This is a genomic window from Pseudotenacibaculum haliotis, from assembly GCF_042684245.1.
GTDB lineage: Bacteria > Bacteroidota > Bacteroidia > Flavobacteriales > Flavobacteriaceae > Polaribacter > Polaribacter haliotis_A.
Map to the genome: position 1 here is coordinate 83,203 of NZ_JBHULH010000012.1, position 22,167 is coordinate 105,369.

The window sequence follows — 22,167 nt, forward strand, 5'->3', positions numbered from 1 at the left end:
AGACTCCAAAAAAATGAGTGTATTTACAACCAAAACATTTTTTCCGGCTTTTCTGAGAACCTTAGGATTACTCTACCTCTATATCTTGATCGGGTTGTTTATAGACAGTAAATTCATGGTAGCCTATTATCAGGAATCTCAATGGATTGCAAACGCATTAATGGTCTTTATTTTTTCCATTGTGCTCTGGAAATCAACACCAAAAATGAGAGAATTGATGGTATATGCAGTACTCATTGGCTATGGTGGCGAATATCTATTCTCTATAGGTTTTGGAATGTATACCTATCGCTTAGAAAATGTACCTCACTATATCCCTATGGGACATGCTTTGGTTTACTTAGGAGTTTTGTATTTCATAAAAACAACCTATGTAAAACAACAAAGACAGCAGTTAGAAAAGATATTTACAGTCATCATCATTGCATATGCAACAGCATTTCTGATCTTTAAAAGTGATGTATTTGGATTTGTTCTTACGGCAATCACTCTATTGATTCTAAGAAAGAAACCCAGAGAACGTTTGTTTTACCTAACCATGTATTTGTCTATTGTGTTCTTAGAGATTGCAGGAACCAGTTATGAATCTTGGAGATGGCCGGAAATAGCCTTCGATTACTTTAGTTTCTTGCCAAGTGCCAACCCGCCAAGCGGAATCAGTTTCTTCTACTTTGGGTTAGATTTAGGATGCTTATGGTTGTACAAACAGCGTCATAAACTCGCTTGGAGTAGAATGAAAAATCAGCGTAAGATACGATTAGGGTCTACCAGCTCATAAGAGCTATAACAGTAATAACAGCAACTAAAGCAGATAGAAAATAGAAAGTATAATAGTTTACTCTCTTCAGATCTTGTTCTAAAATGATAGCAGCTACTTTTTTTTGAATCTGAACTTTTTCTTCTTTGGTAAATTTGTTATGATTATTTTTTGAAATTGTTCCGGCACCTCCTGCCAATTGTTCGCCATAGATTTTGCGAATTTTTTGAAAGACAGGTTTTGGTTTTCTGTTAAAAACCTCTCTCATATTACCTGCTCCGAAGTAAGAAAAACTATTGTGTGCTTGATTTCGACGTTGTGATTTCATAGAATTTATTTTCTATCAATATACTAAAATCTCATGTAAAACAAAAATCCCGCTGCATTCGCAGCGGGACCTTACACTAAATATATCTGTTTAAGATTACAATTGAAAAGCTTCTTTTACCTGATCAACATAATCTAATTTTTCCCAGGTAAACAACTCAACATCCATCGTTTTAGATGTACCGTTAGGTTGCGTAAAAGTTTTAGAAACAACTTCATTAGCTCTTCCCATATGTCCGTATGCAGCAGTTTCGCTGTACATAGGAGTTCTTAGTTTTAAGCGCGATTCAATAGCGTGTGGACGCATATCAAAAACTTCAGAAACTTTCGCTGCAATTTCCCCATCAGATAGGTCAACCTTAGCAGTTCCGTAAGTATCTACAAAAATTCCCATTGGCTCAACAACTCCAATTGCATAAGAAACCTGTACTAATACTTCATCAGCAACTCCGGCAGCAACTAAGTTCTTAGCAATATGACGTGTTGCATAAGCAGCACTTCTATCTACTTTACTTGGATCTTTTCCAGAAAAAGCACCTCCACCGTGCGCTCCTTTTCCTCCGTAAGTATCAACAATGATCTTTCTTCCTGTCAATCCGGTATCACCATGAGGCCCACCAATCACAAACTTCCCTGTTGGGTTGATGTGATATTTGATATCATCATTGAATAAAGCTTGAATCTCAGGAGATAATTTTGCTTTCACACGAGGAATCAAAATATCAATAATATCCTTTCTGATCTTCGCTAACATCTCATCATCAGAATCAAAATCATCATGCTGTGTAGAAACTACAATCGCTTCAATTCTTTGAGGAACGTTTTCATCAGAATATTCGATAGTTACCTGGCTCTTAGCATCAGGTCTTAAATAAGTGATCTCACTATTTTCTCTACGAATATCTGCCAATTCCTTTAAGATCAAATGTGATAGATCTAAAGCCAAAGGCATATAGTTTTGAGTTTCATTTGTAGCGTAACCAAACATCATTCCTTGGTCTCCGGCTCCTTGCTCTTCTTTAGACGCTCTGTCTACACCTCTGTTGATATCGTCAGATTGTTCGTGGATAGCAGAGAATACTCCACAAGAATTTCCATCAAACATATACTCACTTTTGGTGTATCCAATCTTATTGATCACTTCTCTGGCGATCTTTTGAACGTCTAAATAAGTAGAAGATTTTACTTCTCCTGCCAATACAACCTGCCCTGTAGTTACCAAGGTTTCACAGGCTACTTTAGAATCGGCATCAAAAGCTAAGAAATTATCGATTAAAGCATCAGAAATCTGATCGGCTACTTTATCTGGATGTCCTTCTGAAACAGATTCAGAAGTAAAAAAATATGACATACTACTTGTATTTTTTAATGATTTAAAAAGAGGAAATTGGTTGACTTGGTCGCCTAAAGTAGTAGTACATTACTGCTTTAGCATTTTTACTTACTCTAGAGAGTAACGAGGTCGCAATCAGTCAAATTTCTCCTCAAACTGGCGACAAAATTACCAATTAAATCTGAATTGGAAAATCTTTGTAGAAGAAAATGAACAAAAATGAAAGAATCGTTAAATTCATAAAAAAAAGAAGAAATAATTTGGATATTAAATTTTTCTGATTGAATATTTGCGCTCGAAAAGTTCAAAAACTTATTGAATATTGTTATCAAGAAAGGTTGAGGGATTAGACCCGATGACGCCTTAGCAACCCTTTGTCTATCAAAGAAGGTGCTAAATTCTACCCAAATGGGATAGATAACTCAAGAGTTACACACATTCGCGTATGTAGCTTTTAGCATTTCTTAATAACATTTTTCTATAAACCAACTTCGGTTGGGTTTTGACTTTTAAAGTTTATGCATTTAATCATTTAAAAGAAGAAAAATGAGTACTAAAACAGGTTTTGTCAAAAACCTTCACATATTGGAAATAAAAGAGTTTACCACAGAAAGTGGTTTTCAAATTTCCAATTTGCCGCTAAGCTATCAGCTGTTTGGAAAAGAATTAGGAACAGCTCCTGTAGTTTTGGTTAATCATGCCCTTACAGGAAATAGCAATGTAGCCGGTAAAGAAGGTTGGTGGAACGAATTGATTGGAGATAAGAAAGTAATCAATACACAAGAATATACCATCTTGTCTTTCAACATCCCCGGAAATGGCTATGATGGTCATACAATTGAAAATTACAAAGACTTTGTTGCCAGAGACATTGCAGGAATTTTCTTGAAAGGGTTGGAACAACTGAGAATAAAAGAGTTGTTTGCACTTATTGGAGGTTCATTAGGAGGAGGAATTGCCTGGGAAATGGCAGTATTGCAACCTACAATTACACAACACTTGATCCCGGTAGCATCTGATTGGAAATCTACAGATTGGTTAATTGCCAATTGTCAGATTCAAGAACAGTTTTTAACAAACTCAAAGAACCCGGTACATGATGCCAGAATGCATGCGATGCTATGCTACAGAACTCCAGAATCCTTTAAAGAACGATTTCAACGATCAAAAAACGAAGAGTTAGAAATCTTTAATGTAGAAAGTTGGCTATTGCATCATGGGAAAAAATTACAAGAGCGATTTCAACTATCTGCCTATAGATTGATGAATCAATTGCTAAAAACCATAGATGCTGTAAAAGGACGTGAATCAGGATTCAAAACACTGGATAGCATTCAAGCAAAAATTCACATTGTAGGCGTTGATTCTGATTTGTTCTTTACTGCAGAAGAAAACAAAGAAACGTTCAAACAACTGGCATTAACACACCCAAACATAACCTATAACGAGATCAACTCTGTACATGGGCATGATGCTTTTTTAATAGAGTACAAACAACTGGAGAAGATCATAGAAAACATTTTCAATACGCAATCAAAAAATAAAAAAGTGAAAGTTTTAAAATTTGGCGGAAAATCACTCGCTAACGGAAACGGCTTAGAAAGAGTAGTTTCTATCATAGAAAATAAAGTTGAAAAAGGAGAAAACCTTGCTGTTGTAGTTTCTGCAAGAGGAAACGCAACAGATCAACTAGAAGCAATCTTAGAAACAGCTGCTAAAAATGAAGCGTATCAAGAGCAATTGGAAGCATTCAAAAGATATCAGACAGAAGTTGTAGATGAGATCGATTTTTCTACAGAATTTGAAAGGCTAGAAAAACTGTTTGAAGGAGTAAGTCTTTTGGGAGATTATAGTAAAAAAGTAAAAGACGAAGTACTAGCACAAGGTGAGTTATTATCAATCAAAACCATTGAAAAGCTTTTACAAGACAGAAACATTAAAGCTCGTGCTACAGATACGAGAAACCTTATCAAAACAAATGATGACTTTGGTAATGCACATCCGATCACACGATTATCTAAGGAGAATGTTCAACAACACTTTGATAAATACAATGGAGAGACAGTTAATGTAGTTTCCGGTTTTATCGCTTCCAATCTTCAGAATGAAACAACAACCCTAGGAAGAAACGGAAGCAACTATACAGCCTCTTTATTGGCCAACTATTTAGATGCAGAAGAGTTGGAAAATTATACGCATGTAAATGGTATTTATACAGCCAATCCGGATTTGGTAAAAGAAGCAAGAAAGATTGAAGAATTATCTTTTAATGAAGCTAACGAGTTAGCCAACTTCGGAGCTAATGTCTTGCATGCAAAAACCATCATTCCTTTGATTGAGAAAAACATTCCATTGCGAATCTTAAATACGTTCAACCCAAAAGATACCGGAACCTTAATTACTTCAAAACCCAGCACCAAAGGAATCAAATCTTTGTCGGTGTTAGACAATGTAGCGCTGCTACATCTAGAAGGAAGAGGACTTTTAGGAAAAGCAGGTGTTGATGCAAGAATCTTCCGAGCTTTAGGAAAAGAGAACATCAGTGTAAGTATCATCTCACAAGGTTCTTCAGAGAGAGGAATTGGCTTAGTTATTTCTGCGGAAAAAGCAACAAAAGCTGTAGCTGTTTTGGAGAAAGAGTTTGAAAGCGATTTTCATTCCAGAGATGTAAGCAATATCGAAGTGCTTGATGATGTATCTGTAATCTCTATCATTGGGCAAGAACTGAGAGACTTTCATAAGCCTTTCAATACTTTGATCAAAAATCAAATTGTGCCTTTGCTGTTTAACAATACAGTCACAGGAAAGAATGTGAGTTTGGTGGTGAAAAGATCACAGTTAAACAAAGCCTTGAATGTAATTCATGGAGAGATCTTTGGAGTTTCTAAAAAAATAAACCTAGCCATTTTTGGTCACGGTTTGGTAGGAGGAACATTAATCGATCAGATCATTTCTTCGACCAAAGAAATTGAAAAGAGAAAAGGAGTACGATTGAACATTTTTGCCATTGCCAACTCTAAAAAAGTATTGTTTGATGCTAAAGGAATTGAGAATGATTGGAAAGAAAAGATTACAAGTGACGGAACAGCATACGATTTGGAAGACATCATCAAATATGCTGATGAACATCATCTAGAAAACTTGATTGCTGTTGATAACACTGCTAGTACTGGTTTTGTTGCCAATTACGATACCTTAGTTGAGAATGGTTTTGATTTGGTTTCATCCAACAAGATTGCCAATACGATCGACCTTGATTTTTATCAATCTCTAAGAGAGAATTTAGAGAAAAATCAAAAACGCTACCTCTACGAAACCAATGTAGGTGCCGGGTTACCATTGATTGATACGATCAAATTACTACACCTTTCTGGAGAGAACATTACAAAGATCAGAGGAGTATTCTCAGGATCACTTAGCTATTTGTTCAATCATTTTTCCTCTGAAGACAGAACATTCTCAGAAGTCTTACAAGAAGCTATTGACAAAGGATTTACAGAACCCGACCCAAGAGAAGACCTTTGTGGAAACGATGTAGCAAGAAAGCTACTGATCTTGGCTAGAGAATTAGATCTACACAACGAACTTACCGATGTAAAGATCCAAAACTTGATTCCGGAACCTTTAAGAGAGATTGACGCGCCAACATTCCTAAACTCACTTGATGCTATGAATGACGAATACCATCAATTGAAAAGAGATCAAGATTACAATCATGTGCTAAGGTACATTGGAGATCTGTCAGGAGATCTATCCAAAGAAAACGGAGCAACACTGGAAGTGAAATTAGTTTCTGTAGCAAAAGACTCTCCTTTAGGAGCGCTAAAAGGATCAGACTCCATTTTTGAGATTTACACAGAATCTTATGGTGCACAACCATTAGTAATTCAAGGAGCCGGAGCCGGAGCAGCAGTAACTGCTCGTGGAGTTTTCGGAGATATTTTAAGATTAGTAGAAACCAACATAGAGAAATAAATTATGAGTCAGAATTTTGAAACCAAGGCGATCAGAACACAAACCGAACGATCACAGTTTTTCGAGCATTCTACGCCAATGTATGTAACTTCAAGTTTTGTATTTGAAGATGCAGAAGACATGAGAGCTTCCTTTGCAGAAGAAAAAGAACGAAACCTGTACAGCAGATTTTCTAACCCTAATACATCAGAGTTTGTAGATAAAATGGTGGCTTTAGAAGGAGCAGAATCGGGTTATGCTTTTGCAACCGGAATGGCAGCTATATATTCAACCTTTGCAGCATTGTTACGTTCGGGAGATCATATTGTTTCTTGTCGTTCAGTATTTGGATCAACTCATAGTTTATTCACAAAGTATTTTCCTAAGTGGAATATAGAGACGAGCTATTTTAAGGCTAATGAAACAGACACAATTGAATCTCTTATACAAGAAAATACAAAGATCTTATATGTAGAAACACCCACCAATCCGGGAGTAGATATTTTAGATTTGGAGTATTTAGGGCAACTGGCAAAAAAACATGGATTGATCTTTATTGTAGACAATTGTTTCGCAACGCCTTATTTGCAAACTCCAATTCAGTACGGAGCTGATGTTGTTGTACACTCAGCTACCAAGCTTATCGATGGACAAGGAAGAGTTTTAGGAGGGGTAGCCGTAGGAAAAGAAGAATTGATCAGAGAGATCTATCTATTTTCCAGAAATACAGGACCGGCACTATCGCCTTTCAATGCTTGGGTGTTGTCTAAAAGTTTAGAAACTCTACCGGTAAGAGTAGAAAGACACTGTGAAAATGCTTTGAAAGTAGCAGAGTTCTTAGAAGCACATCCACAGGTAAATTTAGTGCGATATCCTTTTTTAGCTTCACATCCACAGCATGAGATTGCAAAACAACAAATGAGGTTAGGAGGAAATATTGTTACTTTTGAAGTAAAAGGAGGAATTGCCGCAGGAAGACAATTTTTGAATAATATTCAAATGTGTTCCTTATCAGCAAACCTAGGAGATACCAGAACAATAGTAACACACCCGGCTTCTACAACACACAGTAAATTAAGTGAAGAAGACAGGTTAGAAGTAGGAATTACAGACGGATTGGTTCGATGTTCTGTAGGTCTAGAAAATGTAAATGATATTATTAATGATATAAACCAAGCCTTGCAGATATAATGGCAAGATAAAAAGTGTATTTTTGTGAAATGCTATCCAAGAGAACAAAATATGGAATTAAAGCGTTGACCTATCTAGCAAGACAGGACGACAAAGTGTTGGTACAAATAGGAAGTATCGCAACCAGTGAAAATATTCCGCATAAATTTTTGGAAAGCATTTTACTTACCTTAAGAAAATCAGGCTTTTTAGGAGCCAAAAAAGGAAAGGGTGGAGGTTATTATTTGCTAAAAGAAGCTTCTGAAATTAAAATGACAGACGTTATTAGAACTTTAGAAGGACCAATAGCCATGCTACCTTGTGTTAGTTTGAACTATTATGAAAAATGTGATGATTGTCCGGATGAAGATACCTGTTCGGTTCACAAACTTATGATTGAAGTTCGAGATAACACCCTTGAAATTCTAAGAAACAATACACTAGCAGACCTAGTTTAAAATTCAAAACAATCTTATTGAATCGTTAAAATTTTAAAAAAAGCTTTGTAGTATAAGCTGAAGTTATACATTTGCAACTTAAATCCTAGTAATCCTATAGGGTAATAGTATTTAAAAAATGATTTTAGAACAAACAGTCGATAGAAAAAGAAATTATAGAGAGGATAAACTCTCAGAATCACCCACAAGAAGCATCTTGAAATCGGTGAGTTGGAGAGTGCTAGGAACCATAGATACCATCATTATTTCATGGGTTGTAACTGGTGAAGTATCAGTTGCCTTTTCCATAGGTAGCATTGAATTGGTAACAAAAATGGTTCTCTATTTCTTTCATGAAAGAATTTGGAACACCATAAAATGGGGAAAAAGATGAATACAGTAGAAATTACCATAGAACAACTAAATCGAAAGTTTAAGAATGCAAGTCCGCAAGAAATTATACAATGGGCTTTGTCAGTAGCACAAAAACCTGTAGTTACTACCAATTACAGACCTTATGAAAGTGCAATACTACATGCTGTAGCTTCAGAAAAAAATGATATTGATGTTATTTGGTGCGACACAGGATACAATACACCACAAACGTATAAACATGCAGAAAAACTGAAAGAACAATTAAACCTGAATGTTCATTTGTATGTGCCAAAACAAACAGTAGCCCACAGAAATATATTCTTAGGATTGCCTACCATAGACGATCCCAATCACCAAACATTTACAGAACAAGTAAAACTAGAACCCTTCAGAAGAGCTATGAATGAGCACCAACCGGATGTGTGGTTTACCAATTTGAGAAAGGGACAAACAGCGTTTAGAGATAAGATTGGAATTCTGTCAAGAAGCAAAGACGGAGTTTTAAAAGTTAGCCCTTTTTATCATTGGTCAGATGAAGAATTAGACACCTATCTGTCAGAACATAATTTACCTAACGAGCAAGTGTATTTCGATCCAACCAAAGTAGAGAACAATAGAGAATGTGGGTTGCATATTTAAAAAAGAAAAAGAGATGAATGATACAATTTTAAAAGTAGGAGCCTTAGAAAGCGAGGCCATTTATATACTTAGAGAAGTAGTCGCACAATTTGAAAAACCAGTGTTACTGTTTTCAGGGGGTAAAGACAGTATTACACTGGTGCGACTTGCACAAAAGGCTTTTTATCCGGCTAAAATTCCTTTTCCACTATTACACATAGATACCGGACACAACTTTTCAGAAACCATAGAATTCAGAGATCGATTGGTAGAAGAATTAGGTGTTGAGTTAATTGTAAGAAATGTACAAGACAACATAGACAAGGGACGAGTAAAAGAAGAAACCGGAAAATATGCAAGTAGAAATATGTTGCAAACAGAAACGCTGTTAGATGCCATTGAAGAATTTGGATTTGATGCCTGTATTGGAGGAGCCAGAAGAGATGAAGAAAAAGCAAGAGCCAAAGAGCGAATCTTTTCTGTTCGTGACGATTTCGGGCAGTGGGATGAGAAGAACCAACGTCCCGAATTGTTTGATATGCTAAACGGAAGGATCGATCTGGGACAAAACGTTCGTGTTTTTCCAATCTCTAACTGGACAGAATTAGATGTATGGACCTACATCGAAAAAGAAGGAATTGAGATTCCATCCATATACTTTGCTCACCAACGATCAACCTTCGTAAGAGATGGTTTAATCTGGTCTGCAGCAGATGATATTGTATACAGAGAAGAAGATGAGAAAGTAGAAGAGCGAACAGTTCGATTCAGAACTGTGGGAGATATGAGTTGTACTGCGGCAGTTTTATCAACAGCTTCGGATGTAGCAACCATCGTAAGCGAAATCAGAGAATCTTCCATTTCAGAAAGAGGAGCAAGAATTGATGACAAACGCTCAGAAGCAGCCATGGAAAAGCGAAAACAACAAGGGTATTTTTAAAAGAGTAAGGAGAGAGAATTAAAGAGTAAGAAGAAAAGAGTAAGAAGAAAAGAGTAAAGAGAAAAGAAAAATGAAAGTCGTAAAAATAGCAACAGCAGGAAGTGTAGATGATGGGAAAAGCACACTCATTGGTCGTCTTTTGTACGATACACATTCCTTAACCGAAGATAAATTACAAGCTATTCAGGAGAAAAGCAGGCAACGAGGATTTGACTATTTAGATTTCTCATTGGCAACCGATGGTTTGGTAGCCGAAAGAGAACAAGGAATTACTATTGATGTAGCTCATATCTATTTTTCAACCCGAAGCACAAGTTTCATTATTGCCGATACTCCGGGGCATATAGAGTATACAAGGAATATGGTGACAGGTGCTTCTACAGCACAGGCCTCCATAATTTTGGTTGATGCTAGAAATGGCGTTGTGGAACAAACATATCGCCATTTCTTTATCAACAATCTGCTACGAATTAAAGAAGTGATCGTTGCCGTTAACAAAATGGATTTGGTAGACTATTCTGAAGAGAAATTTCAGCAGATCAAAGGCGAAATTGAATACTTAGCATCTAAGAGCGATTATCAAAACCAAAACATCACCTTTATCCCTATTTCAGCATTAAAAGGAGATAATGTGGTAGAAGCTTCAGATACTATTTCTTGGTATGATGGAAAAACCTTGCTAAACCATTTAGAAGACCTGCAATTAGAAGATATTCAAGAACAATCTCAAACACGATTCCCGGTACAAACTGTCATCCGACCTAAAACAGAAGAACACCACGATTTTAGAGGATATGCAGGAAAAGTGTATGGAGGAGATCTAACCGTTGGAGATGAAATTGCAGTACTTCCATCAGCAACAAAAACAAAAGTAAAAAGCATTCGATTCTTTGATCAAGAATACAAATCTGTAAAACAAGGAAGCTCAGTTACCCTAGAATTAGAAGATGATGTAAATGTGAGTCGAGGTGATATGCTCGTAAAAGTAAATGAAGAACCATTGGTTGCAAAAGAAATAGTAGCAACTATTTGTTGGATGGATAAAACACCACTGCAAAGTTCGGCGAGGTATTATCTAAAACACGGAATACACGATGTCCAAGCAAAAGTAATGAACATTCAATCATTAATTCATACCGATTTTTCTGGGAAAGATGAACAACCTTCTCAGTTAACATTAAACGAAATAGGAGAAGCTCAATTAAAGTTAAGCAGGCCCGTATTTTTTGATAGCTACAAAGAGAACAAAGCCAACGGAACCTTCATTTTAATTGACGCAAAAACAAACAACACAGCAGGAGTTGGTTTTATCAATTAACTCATAAACAAACAACATGCAAAGCTTTAGAACCGAAATAGAGAATCCGGTTGTAGAAAGAGATATTCTAGAACTGGAAAGAAAGATACGATTGTTTCATGAAGGAAAGATCGACGAAGAAAAATTCCGTAGCCTACGTTTGGCGAGAGGAGTTTACGGGCAGCGTCAGTTGGGCGTTCAGATGATCCGTATCAAGCTTCCCTATGGAAAAGTTACCAGTGAACAATTGCATAGAATTGCCAATGTTTCTGACGAATATTCTAGAGGAAGACTGCATATAACAACAAGGCAAGACATCCAAATTCACCATGTGAGTTTAGACAGAACCCCAGAGTTATGGGCAGAGTTAGAAAAAGACGATATCACACTAAGAGAAGCCTGTGGAAATGCAGTGCGTAATGTAACAGCATCAGAAACTGCGGGAATCGATCCTAATGAACCTTTTGATGTAACTCCGTACGCTCATGCTACATTTCAGTTTTTTCTAAGAAACCCGATCTGTCAGGATATGGGAAGAAAATTCAAAATCTCTTTTTCTTCTACAGATGAAGATACTGCATTGAGTTATATGCACGATTTAGGTTTTATAGCCAAAACCAGAGTTGAGAATGGAAAAGAGATCAAAGGATTCAAAGTATTGTTGGCAGGAGGTTTGGGATCACAACCGCGTCATGCAGATGTAATGTATGAGTTTTTAGAAGCAGATAAGATCATTCCAACCATAGAAGGTGTACTGCGAATTTTCGATAGACATGGCGAACGAGCAAAACGTGCAAAAGCCAGATTAAAGTTCTTGGTAAAAGATTTAGGCTTAGAAGCATTTTTAGCATTGGTAGAAGAAGAAAAGAAAGCCTTAGCGTATCATACATACCCAATTGATACCAGTGATTTTGAGCAAGAAATTACTTTCGAAGAGATAGAAGCTCCACAAGTTTCTATTGATAACAGAGAAGAGTTTGAACTTTGGAAGAAAACCAATGTGCTTCCACAGAAACAAGAAGGATTGTTTGCCATAGGAATCAAAGTGCATTTAGGAGATTTCTTTACCAAAGAAGCAAGAGAGTTAGCAGATCTGATCAAAAAATATGCAGCAAACGAATTGCGATTCACACTGCGTCAGAACATACTCATTCGTCATGTCAGAGAAGAACTATTGCCTTTCTTTTACACAGAATTAAAAAGATTGGGTTTCACGCAAATAGGTTACAATAGCACACTCGATATTACAGCGTGTCCGGGAACAGATACCTGTAATTTGGGAATCTCAAGTAGTACCGGAATTGCTGCAGAGCTAGAACGTGTATTGCAAATTGAATATCCACAATATGTCAATAACAAAGACATCACTATCAAGATCAGTGGGTGTATGAATGCTTGTGGGCAACACAACATTGCTCACATTGGATTTCAAGGAATGACGGTAAAATCAGGAAGCCTTGTTGCTCCAGCTCTACAAGTTCTGCTGGGAGGTGGTGTTGTAGGAAATGGGCAAGGAAGATTTGCAGATAAGCTGGTAAAGATTCCAAGCAAAAGAGGACCGGAAGCCTTACGATTGTTATTGAATGATTTTGAAGAGAACAGACAGGCATCAGAAGACTTCTTGGTGTATTACGATAGAAAAGAGAAAACCTATTTCTACGATCTGTTAAAGCATTTATCTGACACAACCAACCTAACAGAAGACGATTTTGTGGATTGGGGTCATGATCAGAAATATGTAAAAGCAATTGGAATTGGAGAATGTGCCGGAGTTATCATTGATCTGGTGGCTACCTTGCTTTTTGAAAGTGAAGAAAAGATTGCCAATGCAGAAGAAACACTTCAAGAAAAGAAATGGGCAGACAGTATCTACCATTCATACACATCTTTTATCAACACAGCAAAAGCCTTGTTGACATCAGAGCAAAAAAAGACCAACACACAAAGTGTGATTGTAAAGAATTTTGATGAGCATTTTGTAAACAACAACTTGATCAATCTATCAGGTTCATTTTCAGAATTGGTCTATCAAATCAAAGAAAACGAACCTACAGAAGCATTTGCAAAGAACTATTTGGAACAGGCCAAAGAATTCTATCATCAAGTAGATGCCTACAGAGTAAAAGAAGTAAGTCATGCGTAGTATAGAACCTAAATTAACATTAGTAGGAGCAGGTCCGGGAGATCCGGATTTGATCACAGTAAAAGGAGCAAAAGCCTTAGCGAAAGCCGATGTGGTGATGTATGATGCCTTGGCAAATGACGATCTGTTAGCCTATGCAAAAAATGCCAAAAAGATATTTGTTGGAAAACGCAAAGGATACAAGCGCTATTCGCAGGAAAGAATCAATGAATTGATTGTAGAAAATGCATTCAATTACGGACATGTAGTGCGATTAAAAGGAGGAGACCCATTTGTATTTGGAAGAGGTTCAGAAGAGATCGAATATGCTGATAATTTCGGAATTCCGATTGAAGTAGTATCCGGTATTTCATCTTCAGTAGCCGTTCCAGCAAAACGAGGAATAGCCGTTACACAACGAAATATAGCCAGAAGTTTCTGGGTGTTAACAGGAACAGATTCCGAAGGAAAACTGGCAAAAGATATACATCTGGCAGCACGATCATCAGCTACCATAGTAGTCTTGATGGGAATGAGCAAACTCTCTAAGATTGTTAGCCTATTTCAACAAGAAGGAAAAGGAGATGTTCCCGTAGCAATTATTCAAAACGGAACCTTGCCTAGCGAAAAGTTAGGCATAGGAGTTATCAATACGATCGAAGAAGAAGTAGCATTAAAACAGTTGTCTTCACCGGCAATTATCATCATAGGAGATGTGGTAAAGAAAAGTCACCAACTGAGATCATTCTATGAAGAGGTGTGTACGACGGAAAATTCAAAACTCATCATTCAAAATTTAAAACAATCATGAGCGGAGTAAATGAACTGTACCCTATTTTCCTAAAAGTACATCAATTGAATGTGCTGATTGTTGGTGGAGGAAATGTAGCCTTAGAAAAACTATCATTTCTATTAAAATCCAGTCCCAATGCACAAGTACAATTGATCGCACCGATCATTAAAGAAGAAATTAGAGATTTAGCAAGAAAACATACGATCGAATTGATCGAGAAAACCTACGATAGCGACGATATCAGAGGGAAAGACTTAGTTATAGCAACTACAGATAAAGAAGAAGTAAACCTTCAAGTTTATCAGGATTGCCGAGTGAATAATACTTTGGTGAATGTAGCCGATACTCCGCACTATTGCGACTTCTATTTGGGCGGAATCGTGACCAAAGGACATGTAAAAATAGCGATTTCCACAAATGGGAAATCGCCTACAACAGCAAAGCGATTGCGTCAGTTCTTTGAAGAAGTCATTCCCGATGATATCAATCAATTAGTAGAAAACTTAAATCAATACAGAAAAACCATTAAAGGAAATTTCGAAAAAAAAGTAGGTCAATTAAACAAATTAACAGAAACACTCATTAATTAATGTCATTGCGATTCCGAGAATTCGGAAGAAGCAATCTCAGAAAAAATAAGATTACGTCGTCATCCCGAAACGCCGGGATTCCTCGTAATGACAAAAAAGAAAAAAATGATACAGACAGATATTTTAATCATTGGGGCAGGGCCCACAGGATTGTTTACCGTATTTGAAGCAGGATTGTTAAAACTAAGATGTCATTTAATTGATGCCTTACCTCAACCCGGAGGTCAGTGTTCGGAGATCTATCCTAAAAAGCCGATCTATGACATTCCCGCATACCCGGAAATTTTAGCAGGAGATCTAACCCATAAATTGATGGAGCAGATCAAACAGTTTGAACCAGGGTTTACCTTAGGTGAGCGTGCAGATACCATAGAAAAGCAAGAAGACGGAAGCTTTATTGTAACAACCAACAAAGGAACCAAACATCAAGCTCCTGTAGTAGCTATTGCCGGTGGACTGGGAAGTTTTGAACCTAGAAAACCATTACTTTCAAACCTCGCTGATTTTGAAGATAACGGAGTAGAATACATCATTCGTGACCCGGAGATCTATAGAGATAAAAAAGTGGTGATTGCCGGAGGAGGAGATTCTGCTTTAGACTGGTCTATTTTCTTAACAGATGTAGCCTCAGAAGTAACTTTGGTACACCGAAGAAATGAATTTAGAGGAGCCTTAGATTCTGTAGAAAAAGTTCAGGAATTAAAGAACTTAGGAAAGATCAACCTCATCACTCCTGCAGAAGTCAAAGGATTGATTGGGAAAGAAAAATTAACAGGAGTTGCTATTGAGAAAAAAGGAGAAGATGGGTTCATTTTAGATACCGATCATTTCATTCCGTTGTTTGGACTGTCACCTAAACTAGGACCAATTGGAAATTGGGGATTAGAGATCGAGAAGAATGCCATCAAAGTAAACAACTCACTCGATTATCAAACCAACATTCCAGGAATCTATGCCATTGGTGATGTGAATACCTACCCTGGAAAGCTAAAGTTGATCTTATGCGGATTCCATGAAGCAACATTAATGTGTCAGAGTGCCTACAAGCGTATTCACCCGGATAAGAAATATGTAATGAAATACACAACTGTAGGAGGTGTAGAAGGATTTGACGGAACCAAAAAAGAAGCTCCTAAAGCAGTTGTAAAAGCAATTAACTAGTACGATTTTGTCACATCGAGCGCTTGTACTGAGCTTGCCGAAGTAGAGTCGAGATGTCTCAAAGTAACCTATTAATTATGTCAGACATAAAAATTAAAATCACCGACAGAGAAGGAGTTTTGCATGAAGTTTTAGCCCCCACAGACATGGCGATGAATCTCATGGAGGTCGTTCGCTCATACGAGTTAGCTCCGGAAGGAACCATTGGTGTTTGTGGCGGAATGGCCATGTGTGCATCATGTCAATGTTATGTAAAATCAGAGCACAACCTACCCGAAATGGGAGTAGATGAAGATATGATGTTGGCAGAAGCATTGTATGTAGAAGACAATAGTAGATTAGGATGTCAGATTCCCATTCGAGAAGAATTGAATGGTTTAGAAGTAGAATTAGCACCTGAAACCTAGAAAGAAAATGAGTTTTATCAATTATAAGATCGTTTTAAAAGATTGGGTAGAAGAGTTTACAAAGAAGCTCTTCTATGCATTGTTTGACGAAGACTTTTGTGAAGAACACCGATATAGAATTCGAGAATTGTTTTTAGAGATCACCGAGGAATTAAAGATTGAAAATAATGAAGAATTATGGGAAGTCTACCAAGGAACCTTTAAAGAAATTCGAAGAAAGTTAGACGAAGATGCTAAGGTATTTGAAGAGAGCGACCCTGCAGCAAAAAGCCTAGAAGAGATCTATCTCGCATATCCCGGATTTCATGCTATTGCAGTATACCGACTCACCCATGAACTTTTCAAATTAAAAGTGCCTGTTTTACCTAGGATGATGAGTGAGTATGCTCATGGTTTAACAGGAACAGATATTCACCCCGGTGCAAAGATCGGATCCTCATTCTTTATAGATCATGCTACAGGAATTGTCATAGGAGAGACAACTGTAATCAAAAACTATGTAAAGATTTACCAAGGCGTTACGCTCGGTGGAATTCAGGTAAAGAAAAGCCTGTCAAATACCAAAAGGCACCCTACCATAGAAGATCATGTGGTAATCTATGCAAATGCTACCATTTTGGGAGGCAATGTTAGTGTAGGCAGTCATAGTATTGTCGGAGCCAATGTCTGTATTACAGAATCTGTTCCGGAGAACTCAATTGTGATGAGTGAATTCATAAATAAACTAGTAAAAAGAAGTAAATGAAGACGAAAAGCATTGTAGATTTTGTTGGGAATACACCCTTGGTAGAAGCCAAAAGTATTCTAAAGAAAGAAGGAGTAAAATTATTACTCAAATTAGAAGGAAACAATCCCGGAGGGAGTGTAAAGGATAGAGCGGCCTATAATATGATCTATGAAGCCATCAAAAGGAGAAACATCAAAGAAGGTGATACTTTGGTTGAGGCTACTAGTGGAAACACAGGAATAGCATTGGCATTAATGGCACGACAACTGGGTGTAAAAATGATCTTGGTATTACCGGAAAACTCAACCGAAGAACGAATTAAAACCATGAGATCTTATGGAGCAGAAGTTATTTTAACCCCACAAGAATTAGGAATGGAAGGAGCCAGAGACCTTGCCTTGGAATTAAAATACAAGAAAGGATATTTTAGGTTGAATCAGTTTGATAACCACGACAATTCTAGAGCACATTACAAAACAACCGGGCCTGAAATTTGGAGAGATACAGAAGGAGAGATTACGCACTTTGTGTCGGCTATGGGAACCACAGGAACCATCATGGGAGTATCAGATTATCTAAAAGAGCAAAACCAAGAAGTAACCATTGTAGGTGTTCAACCCGATTCAGATTCAAGAATTCCCGGAATTAGAAAATGGCCAAAAGATTACACACCCATGATCTTTAAACCCACCAAGATTGATGCTGTAGAAGAAGTAAGTGAAAAGCAAGCAAAACAAATGACAAGACGCTTGGCAAGAGAAGAAGGAATCTTTGCCGGAATGAGCAGTGGAGGAGCTGTGCACGCAGCCTTGCAAGTAGCCAATAGAATTGATAAAGGAGTGGTTGTTGCCATTATTTGCGACCGTGGAGACCGCTATTTATCTTCCGATCTTTTTCAAGAAGAAAAATATTTAGAGAATGCTGTAGAAATAGAAAAATAATACGTTTCTTTGTACCATCGTTCATTAACGTAGTATTGTTATCAAGAAAGGCGGAGGGATTAGACCCGATGAAACCTTAGCAACCCTTTATTCTTTTTAAAGAAGGTGCTAAATTCTACTATAAAACTTGATGTTTTATAGAGAGATAACGGAAAGAAATTTTTCTTCCCTTTTCCTGATAACAAAATAAAATATCAGGAATGTCAAACATACATCAAGAAATACAAAAACGAATTCTAGTACTGGATGGAGCTATGGGTACCATGTTACAGCAGTACAACTTCACTGAAGAAGACTTTAGAGGAGAGCGATTCAAAGAGTACCCTACACCGCTAAAAGGGAACAACGACCTTTTATCTATTACGCAACCCGAAGCAGTTAAAGAAGTTCACAGAAAATACTTTGCTGCCGGAGCCGATATTGTAGAAACCAATACCTTTTCTGGAACCACCATTGCTATGGCAGATTACCAGATGGAAGATCTGGTATATGAACTCAATTATGAGTCGGCTAAATTAGCCAAAGAAGCAGCAGACGAGTTCACACAAAAAGAACCGCACAAACCTAGATTTGTAGCAGGATCTATAGGGCCTACCAACAGAACAGCCAGCATGTCGCCGGATGTAAACGATCCGGGGTACCGAGCCGTTACTTTTGACGAATTGCGCATTGCTTACAAACAACAAGTAGAAGCTTTGCTAGATGGAGGATCCGATATCTTATTGGTAGAAACTGTCTTTGATACCTTAAATGCCAAAGCAGCCTTATTTGCTATTGAAGAAGTAAAATCAGAAAGAAAGATTGATGTGCCCGTGATGGTTTCAGGAACCATTACCGATGCATCAGGAAGAACCTTGTCGGGTCAGACTGCTGAAGCTTTCTTGATCTCTGTTTCCCATATTCCATTATTAAGTGTAGGATTTAATTGCGCCTTGGGAGCTAATTTATTGCAACCTCACTTAGAAGCCATTGCTTCTAAAACCGATTTTGCTATTTCAGCACACCCCAATGCCGGATTGCCAAATGCCTTTGGAGAATATGATGAAACTCCAGAAGAAATGGCAGCTCAGATAGAAGAATATTTAAAGAAAAACCTCATCAATATTATTGGAGGCTGTTGCGGAACAACACCCGATCATATTACAGCTATTGCAGAAGTAGCTGCTAGATATTCACCTAGGACAGTGATCAATGATCAATTATCAATTGCTGAGAAGTAATAATATTAGTAAGTGAATAAAAGAAATAAAAATATCAAGAGATGTTAAAAACGACCTACAAGAATTTTTCGTAAAACTTCAGATGAAGATTTCGTAAAAATATCCGTTTGTGATGAATTTTGATTTTGAATCAAAAGAAGTTAGTGAGATTTTAGAAATCAAATCGTAAAGTTTAGAAAAAGACTTGTTAGTCTTGACTTTTTGATTCGTTTTGTGTCAAGACAAAATGAATAGAATAGAAAATGAAAACAGAAGAAAAAAGATACATGCGCTTATCAGGCTTAGAGCCTTTGATCATTACTCCCGAAAGTAATTTTATCAATGTAGGAGAACGAACCAATGTAGCAGGGTCTCGTAAGTTCTTACGATTGGTCAAAGAAGAAAAGTATGACGAAGCCTTAGCTATAGCCAGACATCAGGTTGATGGAGGTGCACAGATTATTGATATCAATATGGATGATGGTCTGATTGATGGAAAAGAAGCGATGGTTCGCTTTTTAAACTTAATCGCTGCCGAACCCGATATCAGTCGTGTTCCCATTATGATCGATAGCTCTAAATGGGAGATCATAGAAGCCGGATTGCAAGTAGTGCAAGGAAAATGTGTGGTCAATTCTATCTCTTTAAAAGAAGGAGAAGAAAAGTTCATTTGGGAAGCCACACAAATAAAACGTTACGGAGCTGCTGTGATCATCATGGCTTTTGATGAAGTAGGACAAGCAGACACCTATGAACGAAGAATAGAAATTGCAGAACGTTCCTATAGAGTTTTAGTAGACAAGGTTAATTTTCCGCCGGAAGACATCATTTTCGATTTAAATATTTTCCCCGTTGCTACCGGAATGGAAGAACATCGAAAAAATGCCATCGATTTTATAGAATCTACACGTTGGGTACGAGAAAACTTACCCCATGTAAGTGTGAGTGGAGGAGTGAGTAATGTTTCTTTTTCATTCAGAGGAAACAATACAGTACGAGAAGCCATGCATTCTGTATTCTTATACCACGCTATTCAAGCCGGAATGAATATGGGAATTGTAAACCCAACCATGTTGGAAGTGTATGACGATATTCCGAAAGACCTGTTAGAACATGTAGAAGATGTAATTCTCGATAGGAGAGACGATGCTACCGAACGTTTATTAGATTTTGCAGAAACCGTAAAAGGAAAGAAAAAAGTAGATGATGGTAAAGCGTTAGAGTGGAGAAACGGAACACTTCAAGAACGTATCACACATTCCTTAGTAAAAGGAATTGATGCCTTTATTGAAGAAGACGCAGAAGAAGCCAGGCAAAGTGTAGATAGACCTTTGAAGGTAATTGAAGGGCACTTGATGAATGGAATGAATGTAGTAGGAGATTTGTTTGGAAGCGGAAAAATGTTCTTGCCACAAGTAGTAAAATCGGCTCGAGTGATGAAAAAAGCAGTGGCTTATTTGAATCCGTTTATCGAAGCAGAAAAAGGAGATACCCAACAAAGTCTAGGAAAAGTATTGATGGCTACCGTAAAAGGAGATGTACACGATATAGGAAAGAATATTGTATCTGTAGTCTTGGGATGTAACAATTATGAGATTGTAGACTTGGGAGTGATGGTGCCTCCTGAAAAGATTATAGAAACAGCCAAAAAAGAGAATGTAGATGCTATTGGATTGAGTGGATTGATCACACCATCTCTGGATGAAATGGTGTATTTAGCCAAAGAGATGGAACGTCAGAATTTTGATGTTCCTTTATTGATAGGTGGAGCCACAACATCAAAAGCACATACCGCCGTAAAGATCGATACTCAGTACAAAAACGCAGTAGTACACGTAAACGATGCTTCAAGAGCCGTAACTGTTGTTGGAGATCTGCTAAATCAAAGCACGAAGAATGAATACGTAGTCAAACTAAAAAAAGACTATGAAGAATTTCGTGAGAAATTCTTAAAACGAGGAAAAACAAAAGCCTATATCACTATAGAAGAAGCAAGAGAACGAAAGCTATCTATTGATTGGGAGCAATCGCTAATCTCAAAACCCAAAGAATTAGGAGTACAAACACTAGAGCAATTGAGTTTAAAAGAGCTTGTGCCTTTTATCGATTGGAGTCCGTTTTTTAGAAGCTGGGATTTGCATGGGAAATTCCCAAACATCTTAGAAGATGAAGTTGTGGGAGAGCAAGCTTCCAGTTTGTATAAAGATGCACAAGAAATGTTGCAAGATATCATTGCAAAAAAGTCTTTAAAACCCAAAGCGATCTTCGGATTGTTTGAAGCCAATACCATTAACGATGATGATATTTCAATTTCCAAAAAAGGAAAAGAAGTAGCCGTATTCAGAACCTTGCGACAACAGTTGAAAAAGCGAGAAGGAAAACCAAGCATTGCATTGGCAGACTTTATTGCGCCTAAAGAAACCGGAAGACAAGACTATATGGGAGCTTTTTGTACTGCTATTTTTGGAGCCGATGAATTGGCAGATCAATACAAAGAGCAGCAAGACGATTACAATGCTATCATGGCACAAGCCTTAGCCGATCGTTTTGCAGAAGCCTTTGCAGAATATTTACATTACCGAGTACGAACACAACATTGGGGCTATGCAGCTTCTGAAGAATTGAGCAATGAAGAACTGATCAAAGAAGAGTACAAAGGAATAAGACCGGCACCGGGATATCCTGCTTGTCCGGATCATTTGGAAAAAGAAACGATTTGGAGTCTATTAAATGTAGAAGAACAAATAGGAGTTAAACTTACAGAGAGTTTGGCAATGTGGCCGGCAGCAGCAGTTTCAGGATACTATTTTGCCAATGAAGAAGCTCGTTATTTCGGACTTGGAAAGATCACAGATGATCAAGTACGAGACTTTGCTCAAAGAAAACATATCACCCTAGAAAAAGCAAGAAAGTGGTTACATCCCACAATTGCTGATAATTAAAAAGAAAGAAATGAGTCATTACGATCATGCTTTAGCATGAGAAGTAATCTCAAAACAGACTGCTTTATCTCAAAGGA

Annotated in this window: 19 protein-coding genes and 2 riboswitches; of the genes, 17 read left to right on the forward strand and 2 right to left on the reverse strand. The window is 37.4% G+C overall.

From position 1 onward, the window contains the following. The first annotated feature begins 13 nt into the window (after positions 1 to 13). Positions 14 to 778 (forward strand): hypothetical protein, encoded by a 765-nt coding sequence (locus ACFSRZ_RS14855; RefSeq protein ID WP_379667360.1) that lies wholly within the window; start codon positions 14 to 16, stop codon positions 776 to 778. Here ACFSRZ_RS14855 and ACFSRZ_RS14860 read toward each other — a convergent pair. Together ACFSRZ_RS14860 and metK are read right to left on the reverse strand one after the other, a co-directional pair. Next, positions 765 to 1,085, reverse strand: coding sequence for a hypothetical protein (locus tag ACFSRZ_RS14860; protein WP_379667361.1), 321 nt, complete (start codon positions 1,083 to 1,085; stop codon positions 765 to 767). The two genes, ACFSRZ_RS14855 and ACFSRZ_RS14860, sit on opposite strands and share 14 nt — an antisense overlap. A 96-nt stretch (positions 1,086 to 1,181) precedes the next feature. Further along, the gene (gene metK, locus ACFSRZ_RS14865; RefSeq protein ID WP_379667362.1) at positions 1,182 to 2,435 is read right to left on the reverse strand and encodes a methionine adenosyltransferase; all 1,254 of its coding nucleotides are present in this window, start codon (positions 2,433 to 2,435) and stop codon (positions 1,182 to 1,184) included. A gap of 304 nt (positions 2,436 to 2,739) precedes the next feature. Next, a riboswitch (SAM riboswitch) is annotated at positions 2,740 to 2,841 on the forward strand. 122 nt (positions 2,842 to 2,963) lie between these two features. Here metK and thrA point away from each other — a divergent pair. From thrA to metH, 16 genes are all read left to right on the forward strand, one after another. Further along, the gene (gene thrA, locus ACFSRZ_RS14870) at positions 2,964 to 6,392 is read left to right on the forward strand and encodes a bifunctional aspartate kinase/homoserine dehydrogenase I (protein ID WP_379667363.1); all 3,429 of its coding nucleotides are present in this window, start codon (positions 2,964 to 2,966) and stop codon (positions 6,390 to 6,392) included. A 3-nt stretch (positions 6,393 to 6,395) separates the two neighbouring features. Further along, positions 6,396 to 7,562 (forward strand): trans-sulfuration enzyme family protein, encoded by a 1,167-nt coding sequence (locus tag ACFSRZ_RS14875; RefSeq protein ID WP_379667364.1) that lies wholly within the window; start codon positions 6,396 to 6,398, stop codon positions 7,560 to 7,562. A gap of 29 nt (positions 7,563 to 7,591) precedes the next feature. Then, positions 7,592 to 7,999, forward strand: a complete 408-nt coding sequence (locus ACFSRZ_RS14880) for an RrF2 family transcriptional regulator (RefSeq protein ID WP_379667365.1) — start codon at positions 7,592 to 7,594, stop codon at positions 7,997 to 7,999. Between the two features lie 118 nt (positions 8,000 to 8,117). Next, positions 8,118 to 8,372, forward strand: a complete 255-nt coding sequence (locus tag ACFSRZ_RS14885) for a DUF2061 domain-containing protein (RefSeq protein WP_379667366.1) — start codon at positions 8,118 to 8,120, stop codon at positions 8,370 to 8,372. Next, positions 8,369 to 8,992 carry a phosphoadenosine phosphosulfate reductase domain-containing protein gene (locus ACFSRZ_RS14890; RefSeq protein WP_379667367.1) on the forward strand — a complete coding sequence of 208 codons (624 nt, stop codon included), beginning with the start codon at positions 8,369 to 8,371 and terminating at the stop codon, positions 8,990 to 8,992. The genes ACFSRZ_RS14885 and ACFSRZ_RS14890 overlap by 4 nt, the downstream gene beginning before the upstream one ends. A 13-nt stretch (positions 8,993 to 9,005) precedes the next feature. Then, positions 9,006 to 9,911 (forward strand): sulfate adenylyltransferase subunit CysD, encoded by a 906-nt coding sequence (gene cysD / locus ACFSRZ_RS14895; protein ID WP_379667368.1) that lies wholly within the window; start codon positions 9,006 to 9,008, stop codon positions 9,909 to 9,911. 70 nt (positions 9,912 to 9,981) lie between these two features. Further along, positions 9,982 to 11,229: a sulfate adenylyltransferase subunit 1 gene (locus ACFSRZ_RS14900; protein ID WP_379667369.1), complete on the forward strand. Its 1,248-nt coding sequence runs from the start codon at positions 9,982 to 9,984 to the stop codon at positions 11,227 to 11,229. 16 nt (positions 11,230 to 11,245) lie between these two features. Then, positions 11,246 to 13,351 (forward strand): nitrite reductase, encoded by a 2,106-nt coding sequence (locus ACFSRZ_RS14905; RefSeq protein ID WP_379667370.1) that lies wholly within the window; start codon positions 11,246 to 11,248, stop codon positions 13,349 to 13,351. Continuing rightward, positions 13,344 to 14,141, forward strand: coding sequence for a uroporphyrinogen-III C-methyltransferase (cobA, locus tag ACFSRZ_RS14910; protein WP_379667371.1), 798 nt, complete (start codon positions 13,344 to 13,346; stop codon positions 14,139 to 14,141). The genes ACFSRZ_RS14905 and cobA overlap by 8 nt, the downstream gene beginning before the upstream one ends. Then, on the forward strand, positions 14,138 to 14,713 hold the full coding sequence (locus tag ACFSRZ_RS14915; RefSeq protein ID WP_379667372.1) for a precorrin-2 dehydrogenase/sirohydrochlorin ferrochelatase family protein: 576 nt from the start codon (positions 14,138 to 14,140) through the stop codon (positions 14,711 to 14,713). The genes cobA and ACFSRZ_RS14915 overlap by 4 nt, the downstream gene beginning before the upstream one ends. Before the next feature lie 105 nt (positions 14,714 to 14,818). Beyond that, entirely contained in the window at positions 14,819 to 15,874 is a 1,056-nt protein-coding gene (locus ACFSRZ_RS14920; protein WP_379667373.1) for an NAD(P)/FAD-dependent oxidoreductase, read from the forward strand. Between the two features lie 77 nt (positions 15,875 to 15,951). Then, the gene (locus ACFSRZ_RS14925) at positions 15,952 to 16,281 is read left to right on the forward strand and encodes a ferredoxin (protein ID WP_379667374.1); all 330 of its coding nucleotides are present in this window, start codon (positions 15,952 to 15,954) and stop codon (positions 16,279 to 16,281) included. A gap of 7 nt (positions 16,282 to 16,288) precedes the next feature. Continuing rightward, positions 16,289 to 17,026, forward strand: a complete 738-nt coding sequence (epsC, locus tag ACFSRZ_RS14930; RefSeq protein WP_379667375.1) for a serine O-acetyltransferase EpsC — start codon at positions 16,289 to 16,291, stop codon at positions 17,024 to 17,026. After that, positions 17,023 to 17,949, forward strand: coding sequence for a cysteine synthase CysM (gene cysM / locus ACFSRZ_RS14935; RefSeq protein WP_379667376.1), 927 nt, complete (start codon positions 17,023 to 17,025; stop codon positions 17,947 to 17,949). The genes epsC and cysM overlap by 4 nt, the downstream gene beginning before the upstream one ends. Before the next feature lie 35 nt (positions 17,950 to 17,984). After that, a riboswitch (SAM riboswitch) is annotated at positions 17,985 to 18,101 on the forward strand. A gap of 48 nt (positions 18,102 to 18,149) precedes the next feature. Further along, positions 18,150 to 19,169, forward strand: coding sequence for a homocysteine S-methyltransferase family protein (locus ACFSRZ_RS14940; RefSeq protein WP_379667377.1), 1,020 nt, complete (start codon positions 18,150 to 18,152; stop codon positions 19,167 to 19,169). A gap of 242 nt (positions 19,170 to 19,411) precedes the next feature. Next, complete coding sequence (gene metH, locus ACFSRZ_RS14945; protein ID WP_379667378.1) at positions 19,412 to 22,090, forward strand: methionine synthase; 2,679 nt, start codon at positions 19,412 to 19,414, stop codon at positions 22,088 to 22,090. Positions 22,091 to 22,167: the final 77 nt, after the last annotated feature.

What these genes read in the sequence shown, in the direction of transcription:
- ACFSRZ_RS14880 (WP_379667365.1), top strand. Translation starts at nt 7,592, where the DNA reads ATGCTATCCAAGAGAACAAAATATGGAATTAAAGCGTTGACCTATCTA.
- ACFSRZ_RS14900 (WP_379667369.1), top strand. Translation starts at nt 9,982, where the DNA reads ATGAAAGTCGTAAAAATAGCAACAGCAGGAAGTGTAGATGATGGGAAA.
- cysD (WP_379667368.1), top strand. Translation starts at nt 9,006, where the DNA reads ATGAATGATACAATTTTAAAAGTAGGAGCCTTAGAAAGCGAGGCCATT.
- metK (WP_379667362.1), bottom strand. Translation starts at nt 2,435, where the DNA reads ATGTCATATTTTTTTACTTCTGAATCTGTTTCAGAAGGACATCCAGAT.
- ACFSRZ_RS14890 (WP_379667367.1), top strand. Translation starts at nt 8,369, where the DNA reads ATGAATACAGTAGAAATTACCATAGAACAACTAAATCGAAAGTTTAAG.
- ACFSRZ_RS14875 (WP_379667364.1), top strand. Translation starts at nt 6,396, where the DNA reads ATGAGTCAGAATTTTGAAACCAAGGCGATCAGAACACAAACCGAACGA.
- ACFSRZ_RS14905 (WP_379667370.1), top strand. Translation starts at nt 11,246, where the DNA reads ATGCAAAGCTTTAGAACCGAAATAGAGAATCCGGTTGTAGAAAGAGAT.
- ACFSRZ_RS14920 (WP_379667373.1), top strand. Translation starts at nt 14,819, where the DNA reads ATGATACAGACAGATATTTTAATCATTGGGGCAGGGCCCACAGGATTG.
- ACFSRZ_RS14860 (WP_379667361.1), bottom strand. Translation starts at nt 1,085, where the DNA reads ATGAAATCACAACGTCGAAATCAAGCACACAATAGTTTTTCTTACTTC.
- epsC (WP_379667375.1), top strand. Translation starts at nt 16,289, where the DNA reads ATGAGTTTTATCAATTATAAGATCGTTTTAAAAGATTGGGTAGAAGAG.
- ACFSRZ_RS14855 (WP_379667360.1), top strand. Translation starts at nt 14, where the DNA reads ATGAGTGTATTTACAACCAAAACATTTTTTCCGGCTTTTCTGAGAACC.
- cobA (WP_379667371.1), top strand. Translation starts at nt 13,344, where the DNA reads ATGCGTAGTATAGAACCTAAATTAACATTAGTAGGAGCAGGTCCGGGA.
- metH (WP_379667378.1), top strand. Translation starts at nt 19,412, where the DNA reads ATGAAAACAGAAGAAAAAAGATACATGCGCTTATCAGGCTTAGAGCCT.
- ACFSRZ_RS14925 (WP_379667374.1), top strand. Translation starts at nt 15,952, where the DNA reads ATGTCAGACATAAAAATTAAAATCACCGACAGAGAAGGAGTTTTGCAT.
- ACFSRZ_RS14940 (WP_379667377.1), top strand. Translation starts at nt 18,150, where the DNA reads ATGTCAAACATACATCAAGAAATACAAAAACGAATTCTAGTACTGGAT.
- ACFSRZ_RS14885 (WP_379667366.1), top strand. Translation starts at nt 8,118, where the DNA reads ATGATTTTAGAACAAACAGTCGATAGAAAAAGAAATTATAGAGAGGAT.
- ACFSRZ_RS14915 (WP_379667372.1), top strand. Translation starts at nt 14,138, where the DNA reads ATGAGCGGAGTAAATGAACTGTACCCTATTTTCCTAAAAGTACATCAA.
- cysM (WP_379667376.1), top strand. Translation starts at nt 17,023, where the DNA reads ATGAAGACGAAAAGCATTGTAGATTTTGTTGGGAATACACCCTTGGTA.
- thrA (WP_379667363.1), top strand. Translation starts at nt 2,964, where the DNA reads ATGAGTACTAAAACAGGTTTTGTCAAAAACCTTCACATATTGGAAATA.